Source organism: Actinoplanes sp. OR16, from assembly GCF_004001265.1.
Classification (GTDB): Bacteria; Actinomycetota; Actinomycetes; order Mycobacteriales; family Micromonosporaceae; genus Actinoplanes.
Genome location: NZ_AP019371.1, coordinates 7,574,210 through 7,592,449 on the forward strand (window position 1 = coordinate 7,574,210; position 18,240 = coordinate 7,592,449).

20 protein-coding genes are annotated in these 18,240 nt (G+C 71.3%); 9 read left to right on the plus strand and 11 right to left on the minus strand.

The window, feature by feature from the left end; genetic code table 11:
* Positions 1 to 9: 9 nt before the first annotated feature.
* Genes EP757_RS34945 through EP757_RS34960 form a run of 4 tightly spaced genes read right to left on the minus strand, consistent with a single transcriptional unit; the run spans position 10 to position 3,545 of the window.
* A complete protein-coding gene (locus tag EP757_RS34945) occupies positions 10 to 615 on the minus strand; it encodes a response regulator transcription factor (protein WP_197725451.1) in 606 nt (201 codons plus the stop codon).
* The gene (locus tag EP757_RS34950; protein ID WP_127552652.1) at positions 612 to 1,838 is read right to left on the minus strand and encodes a sensor histidine kinase; all 1,227 of its coding nucleotides are present in this window, start codon (positions 1,836 to 1,838) and stop codon (positions 612 to 614) included. Before EP757_RS34950 ends, EP757_RS34945 begins: the two co-directional genes overlap by 4 nt.
* 10 nt (positions 1,839 to 1,848) lie before the next feature.
* The gene (locus EP757_RS34955) at positions 1,849 to 2,619 is read right to left on the minus strand and encodes an ABC transporter permease (RefSeq protein ID WP_127552653.1); all 771 of its coding nucleotides are present in this window, start codon (positions 2,617 to 2,619) and stop codon (positions 1,849 to 1,851) included.
* On the minus strand, positions 2,616 to 3,545 hold the full coding sequence (locus EP757_RS34960) for an ABC transporter ATP-binding protein (protein WP_127552654.1): 930 nt from the start codon (positions 3,543 to 3,545) through the stop codon (positions 2,616 to 2,618). The genes EP757_RS34955 and EP757_RS34960 overlap by 4 nt, the downstream gene beginning before the upstream one ends.
* Positions 3,546 to 3,655: 110 nt before the next feature.
* Here EP757_RS34960 and EP757_RS34965 point away from each other — a divergent pair, with 110 nt between their 5' ends.
* Complete coding sequence (locus EP757_RS34965; RefSeq protein ID WP_127552655.1) at positions 3,656 to 4,354, plus strand: HAD family hydrolase; 699 nt, start codon at positions 3,656 to 3,658, stop codon at positions 4,352 to 4,354.
* A 169-nt stretch (positions 4,355 to 4,523) separates the two neighbouring features.
* On the opposite strand, the gene EP757_RS34970 is transcribed toward EP757_RS34965, so the two are convergent.
* Positions 4,524 to 5,450 (minus strand): aminotransferase class IV, encoded by a 927-nt coding sequence (locus EP757_RS34970; protein ID WP_127552656.1) that lies wholly within the window; start codon positions 5,448 to 5,450, stop codon positions 4,524 to 4,526.
* An 83-nt stretch (positions 5,451 to 5,533) separates the two neighbouring features.
* Here EP757_RS34970 and EP757_RS34975 point away from each other — a divergent pair, with 83 nt between their 5' ends.
* The 3 genes from EP757_RS34975 to EP757_RS34985 are packed head-to-tail and all read left to right on the plus strand — an operon-like array spanning position 5,534 to position 7,706.
* On the plus strand, positions 5,534 to 6,241 hold the full coding sequence (locus EP757_RS34975; RefSeq protein WP_127552657.1) for a FadR/GntR family transcriptional regulator: 708 nt from the start codon (positions 5,534 to 5,536) through the stop codon (positions 6,239 to 6,241).
* Positions 6,238 to 7,065 (plus strand): sterol desaturase family protein, encoded by an 828-nt coding sequence (locus EP757_RS34980; RefSeq protein WP_127552658.1) that lies wholly within the window; start codon positions 6,238 to 6,240, stop codon positions 7,063 to 7,065. The genes EP757_RS34975 and EP757_RS34980 overlap by 4 nt, the downstream gene beginning before the upstream one ends.
* Entirely contained in the window at positions 7,062 to 7,706 is a 645-nt protein-coding gene (locus EP757_RS34985; RefSeq protein WP_127552659.1) for a lysoplasmalogenase, read from the plus strand. The genes EP757_RS34980 and EP757_RS34985 overlap by 4 nt, the downstream gene beginning before the upstream one ends.
* Positions 7,707 to 7,730: 24 nt before the next feature.
* On the opposite strand, the gene EP757_RS34990 is transcribed toward EP757_RS34985, so the two are convergent.
* Genes EP757_RS34990 through EP757_RS43545 form a run of 3 tightly spaced genes read right to left on the minus strand, consistent with a single transcriptional unit; the run spans position 7,731 to position 10,751 of the window.
* Positions 7,731 to 8,705: a sugar kinase gene (locus EP757_RS34990; protein WP_232050160.1), complete on the minus strand. Its 975-nt coding sequence runs from the start codon at positions 8,703 to 8,705 to the stop codon at positions 7,731 to 7,733.
* Positions 8,677 to 9,288, minus strand: coding sequence for a bifunctional 4-hydroxy-2-oxoglutarate aldolase/2-dehydro-3-deoxy-phosphogluconate aldolase (gene eda / locus EP757_RS34995; protein ID WP_197725452.1), 612 nt, complete (start codon positions 9,286 to 9,288; stop codon positions 8,677 to 8,679). The genes EP757_RS34990 and eda overlap by 29 nt, the downstream gene beginning before the upstream one ends.
* Positions 9,285 to 10,751, minus strand: coding sequence for a tagaturonate reductase (locus EP757_RS43545; protein WP_127552661.1), 1,467 nt, complete (start codon positions 10,749 to 10,751; stop codon positions 9,285 to 9,287). Before EP757_RS43545 ends, eda begins: the two co-directional genes overlap by 4 nt.
* On the opposite strand from EP757_RS43545, the gene uxaC reads away from it, so the two are divergent.
* The 4 genes from uxaC to EP757_RS35020 are packed head-to-tail and all read left to right on the plus strand — an operon-like array spanning position 10,636 to position 15,469.
* On the plus strand, positions 10,636 to 12,267 hold the full coding sequence (gene uxaC, locus EP757_RS35005; protein WP_127552662.1) for a glucuronate isomerase: 1,632 nt from the start codon (positions 10,636 to 10,638) through the stop codon (positions 12,265 to 12,267). The two genes, EP757_RS43545 and uxaC, sit on opposite strands and share 116 nt — an antisense overlap.
* Positions 12,264 to 13,799 (plus strand): UxaA family hydrolase, encoded by a 1,536-nt coding sequence (locus EP757_RS35010; protein ID WP_127552663.1) that lies wholly within the window; start codon positions 12,264 to 12,266, stop codon positions 13,797 to 13,799. The genes uxaC and EP757_RS35010 overlap by 4 nt, the downstream gene beginning before the upstream one ends.
* 57 nt (positions 13,800 to 13,856) lie before the next feature.
* Entirely contained in the window at positions 13,857 to 14,762 is a 906-nt protein-coding gene (locus EP757_RS35015; protein WP_127552664.1) for a hypothetical protein, read from the plus strand.
* A complete protein-coding gene (locus EP757_RS35020; RefSeq protein WP_127552665.1) occupies positions 14,759 to 15,469 on the plus strand; it encodes a nucleotidyltransferase domain-containing protein in 711 nt (236 codons plus the stop codon). The genes EP757_RS35015 and EP757_RS35020 overlap by 4 nt, the downstream gene beginning before the upstream one ends.
* Here EP757_RS35020 and EP757_RS35025 read toward each other — a convergent pair.
* From EP757_RS35025 to EP757_RS35035, 3 genes are read right to left on the minus strand one after another with little or no spacing between them, the layout of a single operon-like run.
* Positions 15,437 to 16,453, minus strand: a complete 1,017-nt coding sequence (locus EP757_RS35025; protein ID WP_127552666.1) for an ABC transporter permease subunit — start codon at positions 16,451 to 16,453, stop codon at positions 15,437 to 15,439. The two genes, EP757_RS35020 and EP757_RS35025, sit on opposite strands and share 33 nt — an antisense overlap.
* On the minus strand, positions 16,450 to 17,328 hold the full coding sequence (locus EP757_RS35030; RefSeq protein WP_127552667.1) for an ABC transporter ATP-binding protein: 879 nt from the start codon (positions 17,326 to 17,328) through the stop codon (positions 16,450 to 16,452). The genes EP757_RS35025 and EP757_RS35030 overlap by 4 nt, the downstream gene beginning before the upstream one ends.
* On the minus strand, positions 17,325 to 17,714 hold the full coding sequence (locus tag EP757_RS35035) for a GntR family transcriptional regulator (RefSeq protein WP_127552668.1): 390 nt from the start codon (positions 17,712 to 17,714) through the stop codon (positions 17,325 to 17,327). Before EP757_RS35035 ends, EP757_RS35030 begins: the two co-directional genes overlap by 4 nt.
* Before the next feature lie 72 nt (positions 17,715 to 17,786).
* Here EP757_RS35035 and EP757_RS35040 point away from each other — a divergent pair, with 72 nt between their 5' ends.
* Positions 17,787 to 18,221: a hypothetical protein gene (locus EP757_RS35040; protein ID WP_127552669.1), complete on the plus strand. Its 435-nt coding sequence runs from the start codon at positions 17,787 to 17,789 to the stop codon at positions 18,219 to 18,221.
* The last annotated feature ends 19 nt before the right edge of the window (positions 18,222 to 18,240 follow it).

The following is an 18,240-nucleotide window of genomic DNA, read 5'->3' on the forward strand; positions in this document are numbered from 1 at the left end:
CCGCCGCGGTCAGATCCAGCCTCGTTGGCGGGCCAGGCGGGCTGCCTCGTGACGGTTCGCGGCGCCGAGCTTCCCGGCGGCCGACGACAGATAGTTCCGGACCGTCCCCGCCGACAGCGACGCCCGGCGCGCGATCTCCTCGACCGGGGCGCCCGAGGCAGCCAGCTGGAGCACGTCGGCCTCCCGGGCGGTCAGCGGACTGTCGCCGGCACTGATCGCCTCGGCTGCCAGCTGGGGATCGACATAGCGTCCGCCGCCGTGGACGGTACGCACCACCATCGCCAGCTCGTCAGCGGAGACGGTCTTGGGCAGGAAGCCGCGGACACCGGCGGCGAGGGCCTGCTTCAGATGACCGGGCCGGCCGTGACTGGTGACGATCATGGTGCGGCAGGTGGGCACTTCGGCGCGGAGACGGTCGGCGACGGTCACGCCGTCCAGGTCGGGCATCTGCAGGTCGATCACCGCTACGTCCGGTTTCAGGGAGCGGGCCGCCGCGATCGCCTCGGCCCCGGTGGCTGCCTGACCGACGATGATCAGGTCGTCCTCGAGGGCGAGCAGCGCGGCCAGGGCTACCCGGATCAGGTGCTCGTCGTCGGCGAGCAGGATCCGGATCACGCCGGCTCCCCGGAGACCGGCAGCCGGACGGTCGCCGGCTCCCCGGAGATCGGCAGCCGGACGGTCGCCGGCTCCCCGGAGATCGGCAGCCGGACGGTCGCCGGCTCCCCGGAGATCGGCAGCCGGACGGTCACCTGGAAACGGTCCGGTTCGAGAGGGCCGGCCGTGACCGTGCCGCCGGCTTCGGTGACCCGCTCGACAAGACCGGTCAACCCGTTGCCGTGAGCGGCCCGAGCCGCGGGAGCACCGTCGTTGACGACGCTGAGCGTGACCGCCGAGGAGGCCTGGGAGAGCGAGATCGTGCAGGATGAGGCCTTGCTGTGCCGCAGCACGTTGGTGGTCGCCTCGCGGATCGCCCAGCCCAGCGTCGCCCCCGTCCGCTGGTCGAGCCCGCCGCCGTCGCCGATGACCCGGCAGGTGATGCCGGCGGCGTCGAGCAGGGAACGCGCACCGGCCAGTTCCTCGTCGAGGCGGGCCGTCCGCAGGCCGCTGACCACGGCACGCAGCTCGGTCAGCGAGTCCTGCGCGATGCGGCGCACTTCGAGCATCTCGTCGACGGCCTCGGGCCGTCCGCGTTTGCCGAGCTGAGCGGCGAGTTCGGCCTTGATGGCGACGACCGACAGGCTACGGCCGGCGACGTCGTGCAGATCGCGGGCGAACCGCAGCCGTTCCTCGGCCACCGCCAGTTCCGCCTTCACGTGCTGAGCCTCGTCGAGCTGCCAGACGATGTCCAGTGTCCAGACCGTCCACCGTTCGGTGCTCAGCACCGCGAACGGCACCAGCAGCAGCGCCAGGTGCGGCGCGAACGCCGAGCCGTCGGCGTAGATCGCCGGTCCGGCCGCGACCAGCCACCCGCCGAGCCCGATGGCGAGGACGGCCGGAGTGGTGACCATCGGATCGAGCGCGGCCAGAAGTGCGCAGAGTGGCGCGATGACCGTCAGAGCGCTGAAATCAGAGCCGGCGACGGCCACGGCCGCGATCGTCAGGACGACAGCGACCACGACGCGCCACCGCTGCTTCGGGCCTTTGCCGAGCCGGTAGTCGAGCGATTGATGGAGCAGCAGCCCCGCCGCGAGGGCCTGCCCGGCGGACAGCACCGCGGCCACCGTCGCGAGGCTGCCGCCGACCTGGCCGACCACCGCGAGCGGCACCGCGCCGAACAGCACGTAGAGCGAGGCGCGCATCGTCAGGTCGACGCGGGCGGCGCGCGAGGTCGGCATCATGGGCTCCAACCTATCGACGAGGTTCCCAGCGGAAGGCCCGCCGGACCCCGGCCAGCCCCGCCACGATCCAGCCGGCCGTGATCGCCAGCGGAAGCAGCGCCTCGGCGAACAGTGCGGTGAACCCGAGCGGCGCCGCCTCGCCGGTGGTGCCCAGCCAGCCGAGCCGCATCAGGTCCACGACCGGGCTCAGCGGCATCGCCTTGAGAACCGCCGTCACCGCGGCCGGGGCGTCGTCGAGGACCGGGTAGAGCATCGAGGCGAGCAGGCATCCCAGCAGCACCGGCAGCGTGGTGACCTGCGCCGACTCGGCGGTCCTGGTGAACACCGCGGACAGCGCCGCGAGCAGCACGAACACGACGATGCCACCGAGCGCGCCGGCCAGCAGCAGCGGCAGGTTGACCGGTACCGGCAGGCCGAGCAGCACCGCGCCGCCGACGACGAACGCGACCATCTGTCCGAGCGCCACCGCCACCATCGGGGCCGCGATGCCGGTCAGGATCGCGGCGTCGCCGAGCTCACCGGCCCGCAGCCGTTTGAGGACCCGTTCCTCGCGGCGGGCGACGTACGTGGTGACGAGGTTGTAGTAGACCGCCGCGAGCAGCACGAATCCCAGCAGCGACGTGACCACCAGCGCGGTCGACGACGTGCTGTCCACCTCGGCCAGCCCGGACGTGGCGATCGCGGCGGTCAGGATCACCGGCATGGCCAGGGCGCTGAACAGCGCGGTGCGGTTGCGGCCGAACAGTCTGAGCTCGGCGGCGCCGATCGACCGGATCCTCATGACGCGTCCGCCACGGCCAGGAACGCCTCTTCCAGGGACGCGGGACGCGCTTCGAGGCCGGCCAGTTCGACGTCGTGCCGGCGCGCCCAGGACAGGAGTTCGGTGAGAGTCGCCTGCAGGGCGTCGGTGTGGAGGGTCACGGGCTTGTCAGGAGTGTGCGAAGCCGGGTCCCTTCCGAGGGCTGCGGAGGTGCGCGCGAAGGGAGAGGGCAGGCGCACGCCCGAAGGCAGCCGGAACGTGATGCGCGCCGGGTGCCGCGCCACCACCTCGTCGGTCGAACCGGCAGCGACCACCTCACCGCCCTGCATGATCGCGATCCGGTCGGCGAGCTCCTGCGCCTCCTGCAGATAGTGCGTCGTGAGCAGCACGGTCACCCCGTCGGCGAGCAGCGCCCGCACCATCCGCCAGGCGTTGCGCCGGCTCTCCGGGTCGAGGCCGGTGGTCGGCTCGTCGAGCAGCAGCACCGCCGGACGGCCCAGCACCGCGAGCGCCAGATCGAGCCGCCGCCGTTCACCGCCGGACAGCTGCCGCACGAACACGTCCTCCCGGTGCCGCAGATCGACGAGCTCCAGCGCCTCGGCGACCGGCCGCGGATCGGTCAGCGTGCCCGCCCACATCGCGGCCGACTCGGTCACGGTCAGGTCCGGCGGCAGGCCACCCTCCTGCAACATGATCCCGAGCCGAGGGCGGATCAACCCCCTTTGCCGGTACGGGTCACAGCCCAGCACCCGCACCGTCCCCGCATCAGGCGCCCCGAACCCGGCGACCAGGTCCATCGTGGTCGTCTTGCCCGCCCCGTTCGTCCCGAGCAGCGCGAACAACTCCCCGCGCCGCACATCGAACGAGACCCCGCGCACCGCCTCGAACTCGCCGTACCGCCGGCGCACCCCGTCCACCTCGACGGCCGCCGATGTCGTTGTCGTCATGCCTCAAGTCTTCGGCCGGCCGCGTCCCGGCGGCAGTGCGCCCGTTCACGACTTCCGATGACAGATGTCATGCCGCCCACTCGGTAACGAGATCCTGCAACAATGCGGCGATGACGACGCGGGTTGCCATGTGGTCCGGGCCCAGGAACATCTCCACGGCCATGATGCGCAGCTTCGGCGCGCGGGCGGACACGGTGGCGGTGGACGAGCCGCTGTACGCGTACTACCTGGCAGCGACCGGCATCGACCACCCGGGGCGGGACGAGATCCTGGCCGGTCAGCCGCAACGCTGGCAGGACGTGGCCGCGCAGCTGACCGGGCCGTGCGACGCCGCGGTGCTCTACCAGAAGCACATGACCCATCATCTGCTGCCGGAGGTGGGCCGCGACTGGCTCGGATCGCTCACCCACGCGTTCCTGATCCGCGACCCGGCGCACGTGATCGCCTCGTACGCGAAGGTCCGCGGCGAGCCCACCCTCGACGATCTCGGCTACCCGCAGCAGCTGGAGATCTTCCGCGCGTCCGGCGGCCCGGTCGTCGACGCCGCCGATGTCCTGCGCGACCCGGCGAAGACGCTGACCCGCCTCTGCGAGGCCCTCGGCATCGGCTTCGACCCGGCCATGCTCGCCTGGGCGCCGGGCCCGCGCGCGGAGGACGGGGTGTGGGCCCCGCACTGGTACGCCTCGGTGCACGCGTCGACGGGTTTCGCCTCGTACGACCCGCGCCCGGCCGAGGTCCCGGACCGTCTGCGCGCCCTGGTCGAGGCGGCCCGGCCGTACTACGACGAGATGGCCGCCCACCGGCTCTGACGAACGACAGCCCGCAACCACCGCGCGACCCCACCGCCCCGCACGCGACGGGTTCCGCTCGGTTCCGACGAATACGAGTACATGAGCGAGAACGACCGCAAGAAGTACGACGCCAGCCTCTGGCACGTCGCCAACCCACGGCCGGCACCGGCCCGGGAGGCGCTCCGGGCTACGGCTCGGGGTGTTCGGCGGGTTCGTCCAGAAGGCGGACCCCGTTCGCGGCGGCGTGCTCCTGGTAGAGGCGGGCGATCCGGGACGTCACCGGCCCCACCTTCCCGGCGCCGATCTCGCGGCCGTCGATGACCGTGACCGCCGCGATCTCGCCCATCGTGCCGGTGCAGAAGACCTCGTCGGCCGTGTACATCTCGGCCAGCGAGATGTCCCGCACGGTCGCCGCGACGCCGTGTGCCGGCGCCAGCTTCAGCACCGTCTCGCGGGTGATCCCTTCCGGGCATGCCACGGTCCACGGCGTCACCAGGGCGCCGTCCACGACCGCGAACAGGTGGGTCGCGTTCGTCTCCGCCACGAAGCCGCGCTGGTCGAGCATCAGGGCGTCGTCGGCCCCCGCCGCCGTCGCCTCGATCTTGGCGAGGATGGAGTTCAGCAGGTTGGCGTGGTGGATCTTCGGGTCGAGGACGTCCGGGCCGGGGCGGCGCACACTCGACGTGGCGAGCCGCAGTCCGCTGGTGTCGTAGACGGGCGCCTTGAATTCGGCGAGGACGATGAGCGTGGGCCCGGACCGGTTGAGTCGTGGGTCCATCCCGCTGGTGACCTTCACGCCCCGGGTGAGCGTGAGCCGCACGTGCACTCCGTCGTACATCTGATTGGCCTTGAGCGTCGCGACCAGCGCATCCACCAGGAAGTCGTCGCCCGGGACATCGGTGAATCCGAGGGCGGTCGCCGAGCGCCGCAGCCGGGCCAGGTGCTCGGTCAGTCCGTAGATCGCGCCGCGGTACAGCCGCAGGCCCTCCCAGACCGCGTCGCCGCCCTGGACGACGGAGTCGAAGGGCGACAGGCCGGGCCGGCTGCGATGCAGCAGCTCCCCGTTGACCCAGTAACGGATGTCGTCGTTCCGCGAGTCGTACCGCTGCAGCATTCCTAGATCCTAAAGCCCTCTCCATGATCCGGACTGGTCCAACCAGTTGACGGGTTGAGGTGTGACGGGGCACACTGCCGCTCATGACTTTCGATCCGGCGCCGCGCCAATCGGTCTCCGACCACGTCTTCGGGCGCCTGCGGGACGCCGTGGTCCGCGGCCGGTACGCACCCGGCGACGCCCTGCCCAGCGAGCGCGACCTGGCAGCGACGTTCGAGGTCAACCGGCACGCGGTCCGGGAGGCGCTGCGCCGGCTGCAGCAGCTCGGACTCGTCAAGGTCAGCCAGGGCGGCGCCACCCGGGTCCTGGACTGGCGCAGCAACGCCGGACTGGACCTCGCCCTCGGCGCCGGGCAGGACGTGCTGCCGGTGGCCACCCTCGGGCGCGACGTCATGGAGATGCGCGCCTGCATCGGCGCGGACGCGGCCCGGCTCTCCGCGGTGCGCGCTGACGCGACCGGACGGCAGTCCATCGCCGCGGCGGTCGACGACTACGCGGCAGCGGTCCCCGATCTCGCGGCGATGGCCCAGGCCGACCTGGCGTTCTGGCGGAGGATCGTCGAGGCGTCCGGCAACATCGCGTACCTGCTGGCGTTCAACAGCCTCACCGGTGGTGAGCTCGCCGTCGTCCGGATGCCCGCCGACGAGCGGACGAGCGAACTGCTCGACGTCGCCGCCCACCGCGCCCTCGCCGAACTGATCGCGGCGGGCGACGCGGCCGGCGCGGAACGCGCGGCGCGAGCCCTCCTGGCCGCACCCACCCCCGCGAAAGAGATCGGAAACCCCCGATGATCCCTGCCGTCCTCTACGCCGTCCCCGCGTTCCTGCTGCTCATCGTCATGGAGGTCCTGTCGTTCCGGTTCCTGCCGGACGACGAGGAGCGCGGCTACGAGGCCCGCGACACCGCCACCAGCCTGTCGATGGGCCTGGGCAGCCAGATCATCGGCGTGCCGTGGAAGCTGTTCACCGCCGTGCTCTTCGCCGGCCTCTACGTGCTGAGCCCGCTGAAGCTGGACCCGGCCGACTGGTGGGTGTGGGTGCTGCTGTTCTTCGCCGACGACGTCGCCTACTACTGGTTCCACCGGCTGCATCACGAGGTGCGGGTGCTCTGGGCCGGGCACGTCGTGCACCATTCGAGCCAGTTCTTCAACTTCTCCACGGCACTGCGGCAGAGCTGGACGCCGATGACCGCGCTGCCGTTCTGGCTCGGGCTCGCGGCGCTCGGCTTCCCGCCGTGGATGATCTTCCTGCAGCAGTCGATCAGCCTGGCGTACCAGTTCTTCCTGCACACCGAACGCGTCGACAGGCTGCCCCGGCCGATCGAATGGTTCTTCAACACCCCGTCGCACCACCGGGTCCACCACGGGTCGAACGATCCCTATCTGGACCGCAACTACGGCGGCATCCTGATCATCTGGGATCGGCTGTTCGGCAGCTTCGAGCCGGAGGGCGAGCGGGTCCGCTTCGGTCTCACCACCAACATCGAGACCTACAACCCGATCAAGGTCGCGACCCACGAGTACGCCGCCATCTGGCGTGACATGAGGTCAGCGGCGAATTGGCGGCACCGTGCCGGGTACGTCTTCGGACGCCCGGGCTGGCAGCCGGCCGCATGACCGCCGTGGACGACCGCCCGACCGGCACCGCCACCCGCAGCCTGCCACTGACCCTGTTCGTCATGGCCGCCACCGTGGAGATCGTCGGTGTGGCCGCCGACCTGACCGTCCTGCAGTGGATCGCCAAGCCGCTGCTCGCACCCCTGCTGATCTGGCATCTGCTCCAGCACCGCCGCCCCGACCTGGTGACCGCGGCACTCGCCTTCGCCACACTCGGCGACGTCGCCCTGCTCATCCCCGGCCAGGCGCCGTTCCTGATCGGGATGCTCTTCTTCCTCGGTACGCAGATCTGCCTGCTCGTCGCGTTCCTCCGCCGCGCGAGACCGCGCCCGATCCCGTCAGCGGTGTTCGCGCTGCTCTGGGCCGCCGCCAACGCGCTGCTGTGGGGTTCGCTCGGCGCCCTGCGCGTCCCGGTGCTGCTCTACAGCCTGGCCCTCACCGCGATGGCCGCGGCGGCGACCGGCGTGAACCGCCTGGTGGCAGCGGGAGGAACCCTCTTCCTGATCTCCGACCTGCTGATCGGCCTGGACGCGGCCGGAACGACACTGCCGGCCCACGGCGTCCTGGTGATGTCGACATACGCCGCGGCCCTGGCCCTGATCACCGTCGGCTGGCTGCGCCCGTCACCGCCCCGGCCCTGAATCACCACCAGCCGGCTGCGCCCGTCACCGTCGCACTGACGCGCCGGCGCCCTCGGCCAGTGCGACCACCTCGGCGGCCGTCGCCATCGAGGTGTCGCCGGGAGTGGTCATGGTCAGGGCGCCGTGTGCTGCCCCGTATTCCAGCGCCACCTGGAGGGGATAGCCACTGAGCAGCCCGAATATCAGGCCTGATGCGAAGGAGTCGCCGGAACCCACGCGGTCGAGCACTTCCAGGCCGGGGCGGTCGGCCGCCTTCAGCATTCCCGTCGACGGCGACCAGGCGACGGCGCCGAAGTCGTTGCGGCTGGCACTGACGACGCGTCGCGAGGTGGTCGCCACGACCACCGAATCCGGATGTTTCCGGACGTCCCGCACTCCCAGCAACACGTCCGCCATCGGAAGCGAAATATCCGAATTATCGAGACTCGGGCGATAATTAACGTCGTAGGACACCACGGTCCCATACCGCCGCGCCGCAGCTGTCGCCTCCGCCACAACGGCGGCCGACGACGCCGACAAGCCCGCGAAGATGCCGCCGGTGTGCAGCCATCGGACCCCCTCGGCACCGAACAGGTGATCCCAGTCCACGTCACCGGGCTTCATCTGCGAGGCCGCCGAGTGACCACGATCGGACACACCGAGCGCCCCGCGGACGCCGAAGCCCCGCTCGGTGAAGTTCAGCCCGTTGCGCACCGCCCGGCCGACACCGTCGTACGGAACCCAGCGCACCAGCGATGTGTCCACCCCGCCGGTCAGCATGCAGTCCTCGACGAGCCGTCCCACCTCGTTGTCGGCGAGCGCCGTGACGATCGCCGTCCGCAGCCCGAAGACGCGTCGCAGCGCCCGGGCCACGTTGTACTCCCCGCCGCCCTCGGAGACCCGGAACGTCCGGGTGGTCCGCACCCGCCCCTCCCCCGGATCCAGGCGCAGCATCACCTCACCGAGGCTGACCAGGTCGTACCGGCAGGAGTCAGCGTCCCGCAGCCGCAGCGACGTCACGTACCCCTCCGACGAGTTCCCGGATCTCGTCGATCGGCGCCGAGCGGGGCACCATCCACGAGCCGCCGACCGCGAGCACCGACGGCAGCGCGAGGTAGTCCCCGGCGTTCGCCGCGGTGATCCCGCCGGTCGGCACGAAGCGCACGTCGGCGAAGACGGCGGCGAGGGCTGCCACGGCGGGCGCGCCTCCCGAGGTCGCGGCCGGGAAGAACTTGACGGCCTCCAGGCCGATCTCCAGCGCGGCCAGGACCTCCGTCGCCGTCGACACCCCCGGGAGTACGGGTAACCCGAGCATCCGGCACCGCTCCACCACGGCGCGGGACAGTCCCGGGCAGACGGCGAACCGGGCGCCCGCCTGCGCGGCGGCGGTCGCCTGATCGGGGGTGAGCACGGTGCCCGCCCCGACGAGCAGATCACGGTTGCGGGCCATCGTCGCGATCGCGTCGAGGGCGGCCGGTGTCCGCAGGGTGACCTCGGCGATCGGCACGCCGCCGCCGACGAGCGCGCGACCCAGGTCGGCGGCGCGGGTGGCGTCGTCGAGCACGACGACCGGGATGACCGGATGCCCTTCGAGGAGCTTCACTGGATCACCTTCTCCAGCGCTGCCACCGGGCCCGCCTCGCGGATGGCGCGCACGTGCTCGTCGATCTCGGCGGCGAGCCGGGGGTGGTCGTCGGCGAACGACGGGTGGGACGTGTCCCGTACCGGATAGTCCTGGAACTCCCCGGCACGTCCCAGCAGCAGGCAGGCCAGGGCGAAGACGGTCAGTGGCGCCCCCTCGCCGGCCGCCCATCGGTCCAGGACGACGGGCAGATTGCGGGTCTGCCACTTGGACAGCGCGTTCAGGGCGATGTCGGCCAGCCGGTGGTCGAGCGCGGGATTGCCGAACCGTTCCATCGTCGCGGCCGCGAACGCCGGGGCGTCGTCCGGCAGGGTCGGCAGGACCTCGTCGTCGAGCAGCCGGCGCAGGTACTCCCGGGCGATCGGGTGCCGGACGGCGTCCGCCACGGTCGTGCAGCCGAGCAGCGGGGCGACGGCGGCGAGGGCGGTGTGCGAGCCGTTGAGGATCCGCACCTTCTTCTCCCGGAAGACGCGGATCTCCGGTACGAACTCCAGCGGCAGCCCTGCTCGATCCAAGGGGAACTCCCGCCGCAGGACCGCATCCCCGGCGATCGCCCACAGCGCGTAGTGCTCACCCCGGACGCCCTCCGCGTCGCGGCCGGGCACGATCCGGTCGACGATCGTGTCGTAGAAGCGGCACGCCTGACCCACCCAGGCGGCGAAGTCCGCGCCGAGGACGGCGGCGTGGTGCAGCACCGCCTGTCGCAGCGCCCGCCCGTTGTCCTCGGTCAGCTCGCACGGCAGGAAGAGCAGGCCACGGTCCGGATCACCGGCGAAGTGCCGCCACCGCTCGTGCAGCAGGACCGCGATCTTCGCCGGGAACGACGCGGGCGGCGTGGCGGTCAGGTCCTCGCCGTCGACGACGACGATCCCGGCCTCGGTGGTGTTCGAGACGACCAGCCGCAGATCGCCGCCGCGCATCACGGCGAGGCAGCGTTCCCAGTCCGTGTAGGCGTCGACCGCCTCCTGGATCACGTCGACGTCGGTGACCTCGGTGAACGCCTCGCCGTCGCGCACCCCGTCGAGAACGACCCGGAACGGCTCGGCCGTCACCACCGACGACGAGGGCGTCACCTTGAACACGACGACTCCGTGATCGAGAACCCCCGATGCGTTGCCCTTCTGGATCATCCAGTCGGCGAAGCCCCGCAGAAAGTTACCGGCGCCGATCTGCAAGACCCGCACCGGCCTGAGCTGCCGTTCGATGACGAGGCCCCTTTCCACGGTGGACGCGCCCATCGGACCCGTGTGATGATGCGCCTGCAAACGTTCCCACAATTTCCAGCGCCGCGGAAGGGACCGCTCCCCGATGCCCGAAAGCCCCCTCCACCCCGATCGCGCGCGGCACCCGGTCCCCACCGCGGCTCCGGCTCGCGGTCTGCATCCCGACCGCGCCCTGCCTGCCGACCCGGCTCTCCGGGGCATCGCCAGGGAAATCTTCGCGGCCACGCGGGAACTGCCGATCGTGTCGATGCACGGGCACGTCGACGCCGCGGTGTTCGCCGGGAACGACGCGTTCGCCGACCCGGCCGCGCTCCTCGTCACGCCGGACCACTACCTCGTCCGGATGCTGCTGTCCCGCGGCGTACCCCATGACGCCCTCGGCGTACCGCGCCACGACGGCCGCCCGGTGGAGACCGACCCCCGCGCGATCTGGCGGACCTTCGCCGCGCACTGGAAGCTGTTCCGCGGCACCCCGACCCGGTTCTGGCTGGAACACGAACTCGCCGAGGTCTTCGGCATCGGCACGAAGCTGGGTCCGGAGACCGCCGACGCCGTCTACGACGAACTGGCCGCCAAGCTCGCCGAACCGCGATTCCGGCCGCGGGCCCTGCTCGACGCGTTCGCCATCGAGGTCATCTCGACGACGGACGCCGCCACGGCTTCGCTGACCGAGCACCGGACACTGGCCGCACAGGGCTGGGGTGAACGCATCGTCCCGACCTTCCGCCCTGATGCCCTGCTGGACGTGGCGAAGCCCGGCTGGCCGGCAGCGATCGCGGCGCTCGCAGCGGCCACCGGAACCGACATTTCCTCATACAGCGCCTTCATTGCCGCGATCGAACAGCGCCGCGCCGTCTTCAAGGCCGCCGGCGCCCGGGCCACGGATCACGGCCATCAGAGCGCCGACACCACGCCGCTCGCCCCCGCCGACGCCGCCCGGCTTTTCCGGTCGGCACTGAACCGGACGATCACCGCGCCCGAGGCCGCCGCCTTCCTCGCTCACCTGCTGTTCGAGATGGCCCGCATGTCCAGCGAGGACGGCCTCACCATGCAGCTGCACCCCGGTGTGCTGCGCGACTACGACCCGGCGGTGTTCGCCGCGCGCGGACCGGACGTCGGCTACGACATCCCGGTCCCGTCCGACTACACCCGATCACTGCGCCCTCTGCTGAACGCTTTCGGACACCACCCGAACCTCCGCCTGATCGTCTTCACCGTCGACGAGACTGCTTTCAGCCGCGAGCTGGCACCCCTCGCCGGCGTCTACCCGGCGATGCTGCTCGGCGCGCCGTGGTGGTTCCTGGATACGCCGGAGGGGATGCGCCGCTTCCGGGAGACGGTCACCGACACCGCGGGTTTCGCCAACACGGCCGGTTTCGTCGACGACACCCGAGCCTTCCTCTCCATCCCGGCCCGCCACGACCTGGCCCGCCGCATCGACGCCGGCCACCTCGCCCGCCTCGTCGCCGAGCACCGCCTGGACCTGGACGAGGCCATCGACACTGCCCGCGACCTGGCCTACGAGCTGCCGAAAGCCGCCTACCCGAAGCCGGCCACCGCTGCCTCCACCGCCTCGGCCTCCACCAGCGCCTCCACTTCCGCTCCCGCCTCCACTTCCGCTCCCGCCTCCGCTTCCGCTTCCGCTTCCGCTTCCGCTTCCGCTTCCGCGCGAGTTGACAGCACATCTCCCCATCGCACCGAGGTCGATGCCGCATGAGCCCTTCGCCGCTTGCTGAACACGCGCTGCTGCTCCACCCGGACGACGACGTCGCGGTCGCCCTGCGTGACCTGCCGCCGGGTCTCACCCTGACGCACGGCGGGCTGAGCGTTGCGGTCACGGCAGCGATCCCCCAAGGTCACAAGCTGGCGGTACGCGCGAAGCCCACCGGCGAGACAGTGACCAAATACGGTCAGGTCATCGGCCGGACGACAAGCCCCGTGCACCCGGGCGACCATGTGCACACCCACAACCTCACGATGGACTCCGTCAATCCGGTGTACGAGTTCGGCACCGGCCGGGTTCGCGTCCCACACAGCGGAGTCCTTCGTACATGGGAAGGCTTTGAACGCGCCGGAGGCGCCGTCGGAACGCGGAACTATGTCGGGATCGTGACCTCCGTCAACTGCTCGGCGTCGACCGCCCGGATGATCGCCGACCAGTTCCGCGGGCCGATCATGGATGCCTGGCCGAACGTCGACGGCGTGGTGGCGCTGACCCACGACTCCGGGTGCGGCATGGTGCCGTCGAGCGAGGGCGGCCAGATCCTGCGGCGGACGTTGCGCGGGTACGCCGCCCATCCGAACGTCGGCGCCGTCCTCGCCATCGGCCTGGGCTGCGAGATGCTGGCCGTGGACGCGCTGCTCGACGACCTGCCCGCCCCGGCCGACACCATCGTCGAACGCCTGATCATTCAGGACCAGGGTGGTGTGCGGGCGACCGTCCGCGCCGGCGTCACCGCGGTCCGCGCCCTGATCGAACAGCTGGACCAGCGCCGCCGCACCACCGTCCCGGCGTCACGGCTCATTCTCGGGCTGAACTGCGGCGGCTCGGACGGCTACTCCGGCATCACCGCGAACCCGGCCCTCGGCTACGCCTCCGACCTGCTGGTGGCGCAGGGCGCGACGACGGTGCTGGCCGAGACGCCGGAGGTGTTCGGCGCGGAGCATCTGCTGACCCGACGCGCCGTCGACGAGACGGTCGGCCGCAGACTGCTGGACCGGATCGCGTGGTGGCACTCCTATGTCGCAGCCGGCGGCGGCACCCTCGACAACAACCCGTCGCCGGGCAACAAGGCGGGCGGCCTCACCACGATCCTGGAGAAGTCGCTGGGCGCGGTCGCGAAGGGTGGGACGGCCGAGCTCACCGCCGTCTACGAATACGCCGAACCGATCACCGCCCCCGGCTTCACCTTCATGGACACGCCCGGCTACGACCCCGTCTCGGTGACCGGTCTCGTAGCCGGCGGCGCCACCCTGGTCTGCTTCACCACCGGCCGCGGCTCGGTCCTCGGCACCAAACCCGTCCCGACGTTGAAGGTCGCGACGAACACCGAGATGTACGAGCGGATGCGCGAGGACATGGACCTCGACGCCGGCCCCATCGCCACCGGTGACGCGACGGTGGAGGAGATCGGCGGCCAGATCTTCGAGGCGCTGCTGGAGGTGGCATCCGGCCGCATCACCGTGAGCGAGGACCTCGACCTGGGCCGCGACGAGTTCGTGCCGTGGCAGCTGGGAGCCGTCACCTGAGTTCACCGGGAAGGCGCCGGCTCGGCGGAGTGTGACCGGCCACTTAGGATGGCGATCATGTCATCGAGCCGGCTCGACCGTCAGTACGAAGCCAACGAGCACGCCGGGCTGGCGAAGCAGGCGTATACCGCCGACCGGCTGGACGAGGCGATCGCCCATATCGGCCGGGCGATCGCCGTCCTGCGGGCGCTGCTGGCCACGGAACCGGCCGACGCCCAGACAGAACGCCTGCTGGCCGGGCAGTTGGAGAACCGCGCGGGCATACTGGGCTCGCTGGGAAGCTACCCGCAGGCGATCGCCGACGCCTCGGAGGCGTTGCGGATCTACCAGCGGCTGGAGGCCGACTGGCCGTCCATGGCGGCGTTGCGGGCCACCGCGCAGGGAAGGCTGGGACGCATGCTCGCCTTCGCCGGCCCGCAAGCCGATGCGACCGCCGGGTCCGCCCGGGAGCACGCGGCGGCCGCCGTGCGCACCTACCGGGAGCTGGTGGCTACGGACCCCGCACAGCGCAGCGGGCTGGCCCACATGTGCCGCCTCGAAGGTGATGTGCTGCTCGTCCTCGACGGGGCCGCCTCGTCCGGCTCCCTCGCGGCCTACGCGGCCGCCGTCGCCGCCTTCCGTGAGCTGGGCCCGCAGCTGTCCGACCCGGACCAGCGCGTATTCGCCGAGGCGGCGCTGCGCCTGGCGTACGGGCTGGGCGAGGCGGAGCGACTCGACGAGGCCCACGACGCCGCGCGGGAGGCGGTGGAGCAGCAACAAGCGCTGGCGGCCGGCGGTGACGGGGCGAATGCCGACTACGTCCGCGCTCTGTACCTGCTGGGTACGCTCGGGCGGGAGCTGGACGACCCGGAGGGCGAGCAGAGCTTGGTTGACGCCGCTTACGTGATCTCGGTGATGACGCTGGACGGCAAACCCTTGCCCGCGGACGTCGCCGCGATGCGCGATCAACTCGAAGGAGTGTGAGAGACGCCCTGGCTATCGCCGACCGTCTCGCCGAAGGGATCGTCTCGGTGCTCGGGGCGGACGTCCGCTCGGTCATCCTGCACGGCTCGCTCGCGACCGGCGACTTCCGGCCCGGGCGCAGCGACATCGACCTTCTGGTCATCACCGACGGCGGGGTCACCCGGGAGCAGGCTTTCGCGCTGCGTGACCTCCTCTCCCCCGAGCCGGTCGACCTCCATGTGGTGACCTCCGCGGTCGCCGGCAAGCCGTCCCGCTCGCCCGCCGTGGAGGTCTATCTCGGTCACGGTGACTTCTCGGACGGCATCGCGGCCGACGCCGACCTGCCGACCGAACTGTCGGTGGCCCGCGCGCACGGCCGCGCCCTGTACGGCCCGGAGCCGTCCACCGTGATCGCGCCCATCCCCGACCACTGGATCGTGGAGCGCGGGCGGCACTGGCTACGCACGTGGCAGTCGCTGACCGGCGACGCCGAGCATGCCGCGTTCATGGTGCTGACCGCCTGCCGCATCTGGCGGTTCGCCGCCGAGGGGACGCACTGCTCGAAACCGGAGGCGGCCCGGTGGGCGCTGGCCCGGGACCCGTCTCTCACCGCCGTGGGTCAGGCCCTGCGCCCGCCCGCCACCATCGACGAGGCAGCGATCGGCGCCGTGCTGGAGGCCGCCCTGGCAGCGACGTCACGTGAGGCGGCGGCGGATCCACCACAGTGAGAGGGCGGACAGTGCTCCGGTCAGCGCGATGAGAACCCCGAACTCCCGCCACTGCAGCATCCAGAATTGACTGCCGGGTACGTACACCACCTTCTGGCTGAGGTTCTGCGACTCCAGCCAGACCGGGCACGTCCGGTGGTCGTCCGGCGCGTCCGGGCCGCAGACCGCCGGGTCGGCCGGGCCGGTGAACTCGGCGCCGGATGCGGTGATCACGGTGCTCGACAGGATCCAGGCGTTCCTGATCGACGGCTCGACGTGCAGCGTGATCTCGTGGGTGCTGCCGTTCATCGAGATGCCGTACCGGCCCCGCACGTCCAGCGGGACCGTCACGGTGATCGGGTCGGCCAGCAACGGGCGGACCACCAGCGGGCCGGCGATCTGCAGGCCGGCGACGACGAGCAGGGTGACCGCCATCGCGGCGACGGTCCGGCGCAGCAGGAGACCGGCGGTCACGCCGACGACGAACGCGAGGAGGGCGTACCCGACCGGCACGAGACCGCGGGCGCCGAAGACCAGCGGGTTGAGCCGGTCCCCGGAGGCCGCGTCGATCAGCGTTGCCCAGCGGCTCAGTGCCAGGCTGAGCAGCCCGGTGCCGAGCGCGGCGGCCAGGCCGACGACGCCCAGCTTGACGAGCAGCCAGCGGCCCCGGCTCACCGACTGGCTGAAGACCATCCGGTACGTCCCGGTCTCCAGTTCGCGGGCGACCAGCGGCGCACCCCAGAAGAGACCCAGCAGCACTGGGACCAGCACCAGGATCACGACGGCCGCCTTGTTGAGGTCGCCGGCCACCTCCGGTTGCAGCAGGTCCATGAAGTTCGCCGCGGCGGCCGCGCAGGCGTCCGTCGTACAGCCGTGATAGCCGGCCTGTGCCGCGAGGCCGGTCACCTGCGTCCAGGTCAGCGCCAAGCCGGCCAGCAGCGCCAGCAGCAGCGCGCCGGAGATCAGGGCCGACGCCCGGAACTGCCGCCAGGTCAACCAGATCATCGCTGCCCCTCCAGGATCCGCTCGGTCCCGTTCGTCTCGCCGCCGCTCATGTACGCCAGCACGATGTCCTCCAGGCTCAGCCGATCCACCTGCCACGACGGGTCGTCGATCGGGGCGGTGCTGCGGACGACCAGGGTGGACTGCACGTCGGTGTGACTCTGGTCGATCACCGCCCGGCCGGGGCCCGGATCCGGGTCGCGGCGCGGCCCCACCAGGCGGTGATGGGTGGCGAGCAGCTCGTCGACGTCGCCGGCCACCCGTACCCGGGAAGCGACCAGGACGACCAGGTGATCGCAGACCCGTTCCAGGTCGGCAACGAGGTGCGAGGACATCACGATGCTGATGCCGTTCTCCGCGGCCAGCTCCATCAGCCCCTGCAGGAAGTTGCGCCGCGCGAGCGGGTCGAGCGCTGCCACCGGCTCGTCGAGCAGCAGCAGGTCCGGCCGTTTCGCGGCGGCGACGGTCAGCGCCAGCTGGGCCCGCTGGCCACCGGAGAGCCGGCCCGCCCTCTGCGTCGGGTCGAGGCCGACCTGGCTGATCCGGCGCAGGGCCAGCGCGTCGTCCCAGGACGGGTTGAGGTGCGCGCCCATCCGCAGGTGCTCGGCAACCGTCAGTCCGGCGTAGACCGGGGTGTCCTGGGCGACGAAGCCGACCCGTGGCGATCCGCTGACCGGCCGCTCACCGAGGACCTCGATCCGCCCCGCGGTCGGATCGAGGAGCCCGCAGGCCAGCTGGAGCAGGGTGGACTTGCCGGCGCCGTTCGGGCCGACCAGGCCGGTGACATGGCCGGCCGGGATGTCGAGGGTGCAACCGGACAGCGCGGTACGCCGGCCGTACCGCTTGGTCAGGTCCTCGGCGAGAAGCGCGCTAGTCATGCCCGGGCCTCCGAAAAGGCCCGGAACGTGCTGAGGAACAGCGCCTCGATGCTCTCGTCGGCGAGGCCGGCCTCCCGTGCCTCGGACAGCCAGCGCTCCAGGCCCTCGCGCAACGGCTCGTGCTTGTCGAGCGAGTCGCCGGCGAGGGTGCGGGTGACGAACGTGCCGAGGCCGGGGCGGGCGGTGACCAGGCCTTCGTACTCCAGTTCGCGGTACGCCTTCGACACCGTGTTCGGGTTGATCGCGACCTGCGCCACCACCTCCTTCACGGTGGGCAGCTTGTCGCCTTCGTGGAGGACGCCCAGGCGGAGCGCGTGGCGCACCTGCTGAATCAACTGCATGTAGGGAGCAATGCCGGACCGCGAGTCCAGGTGGAACTCGATCATTCTCGCCACCTCATTTAACTAGTTTCCTAGCACAATAGGGGTGTCGAGAGTGGAACGCTAGGATCCGGGCCCATGTATGCGCTGTACGCCTGGGGAAATTTCATCTACGAGGTAGGGCTCGACCGAGGGCCCGAGTGGCTCGATCCGGCCGTGCTGAGCGGTGAGCGGAGCTTCATCAACGACAGCCTGACCATCCTCGACACCGGTCCGCTGCTCGTCGACGGACCGGGAACGATCTACGAAGTGGACGACGAGTTGATCGAGGGCCGCGAGCTGGCCGGCCGCGACCTGACCGACACGGACTGGCGCGTCGCCGCGATCCGGGTACTGACCGACGGCACCCGGGAGGACGCGCTGCGGATCACCGCCGGCATCGAGGAGGAGAACGACTTCTCCGTCGACGAGTCGCCGGCCGAGAGCCCTCTCGACTTCTTCGGCGAGGCCGTCACCACCTGGGAGGACGAGCACGGCCAATGGGACATGGTCCTGCTCAAGCTGCCGGACTGACGACCCCCCGGCGCTCGCC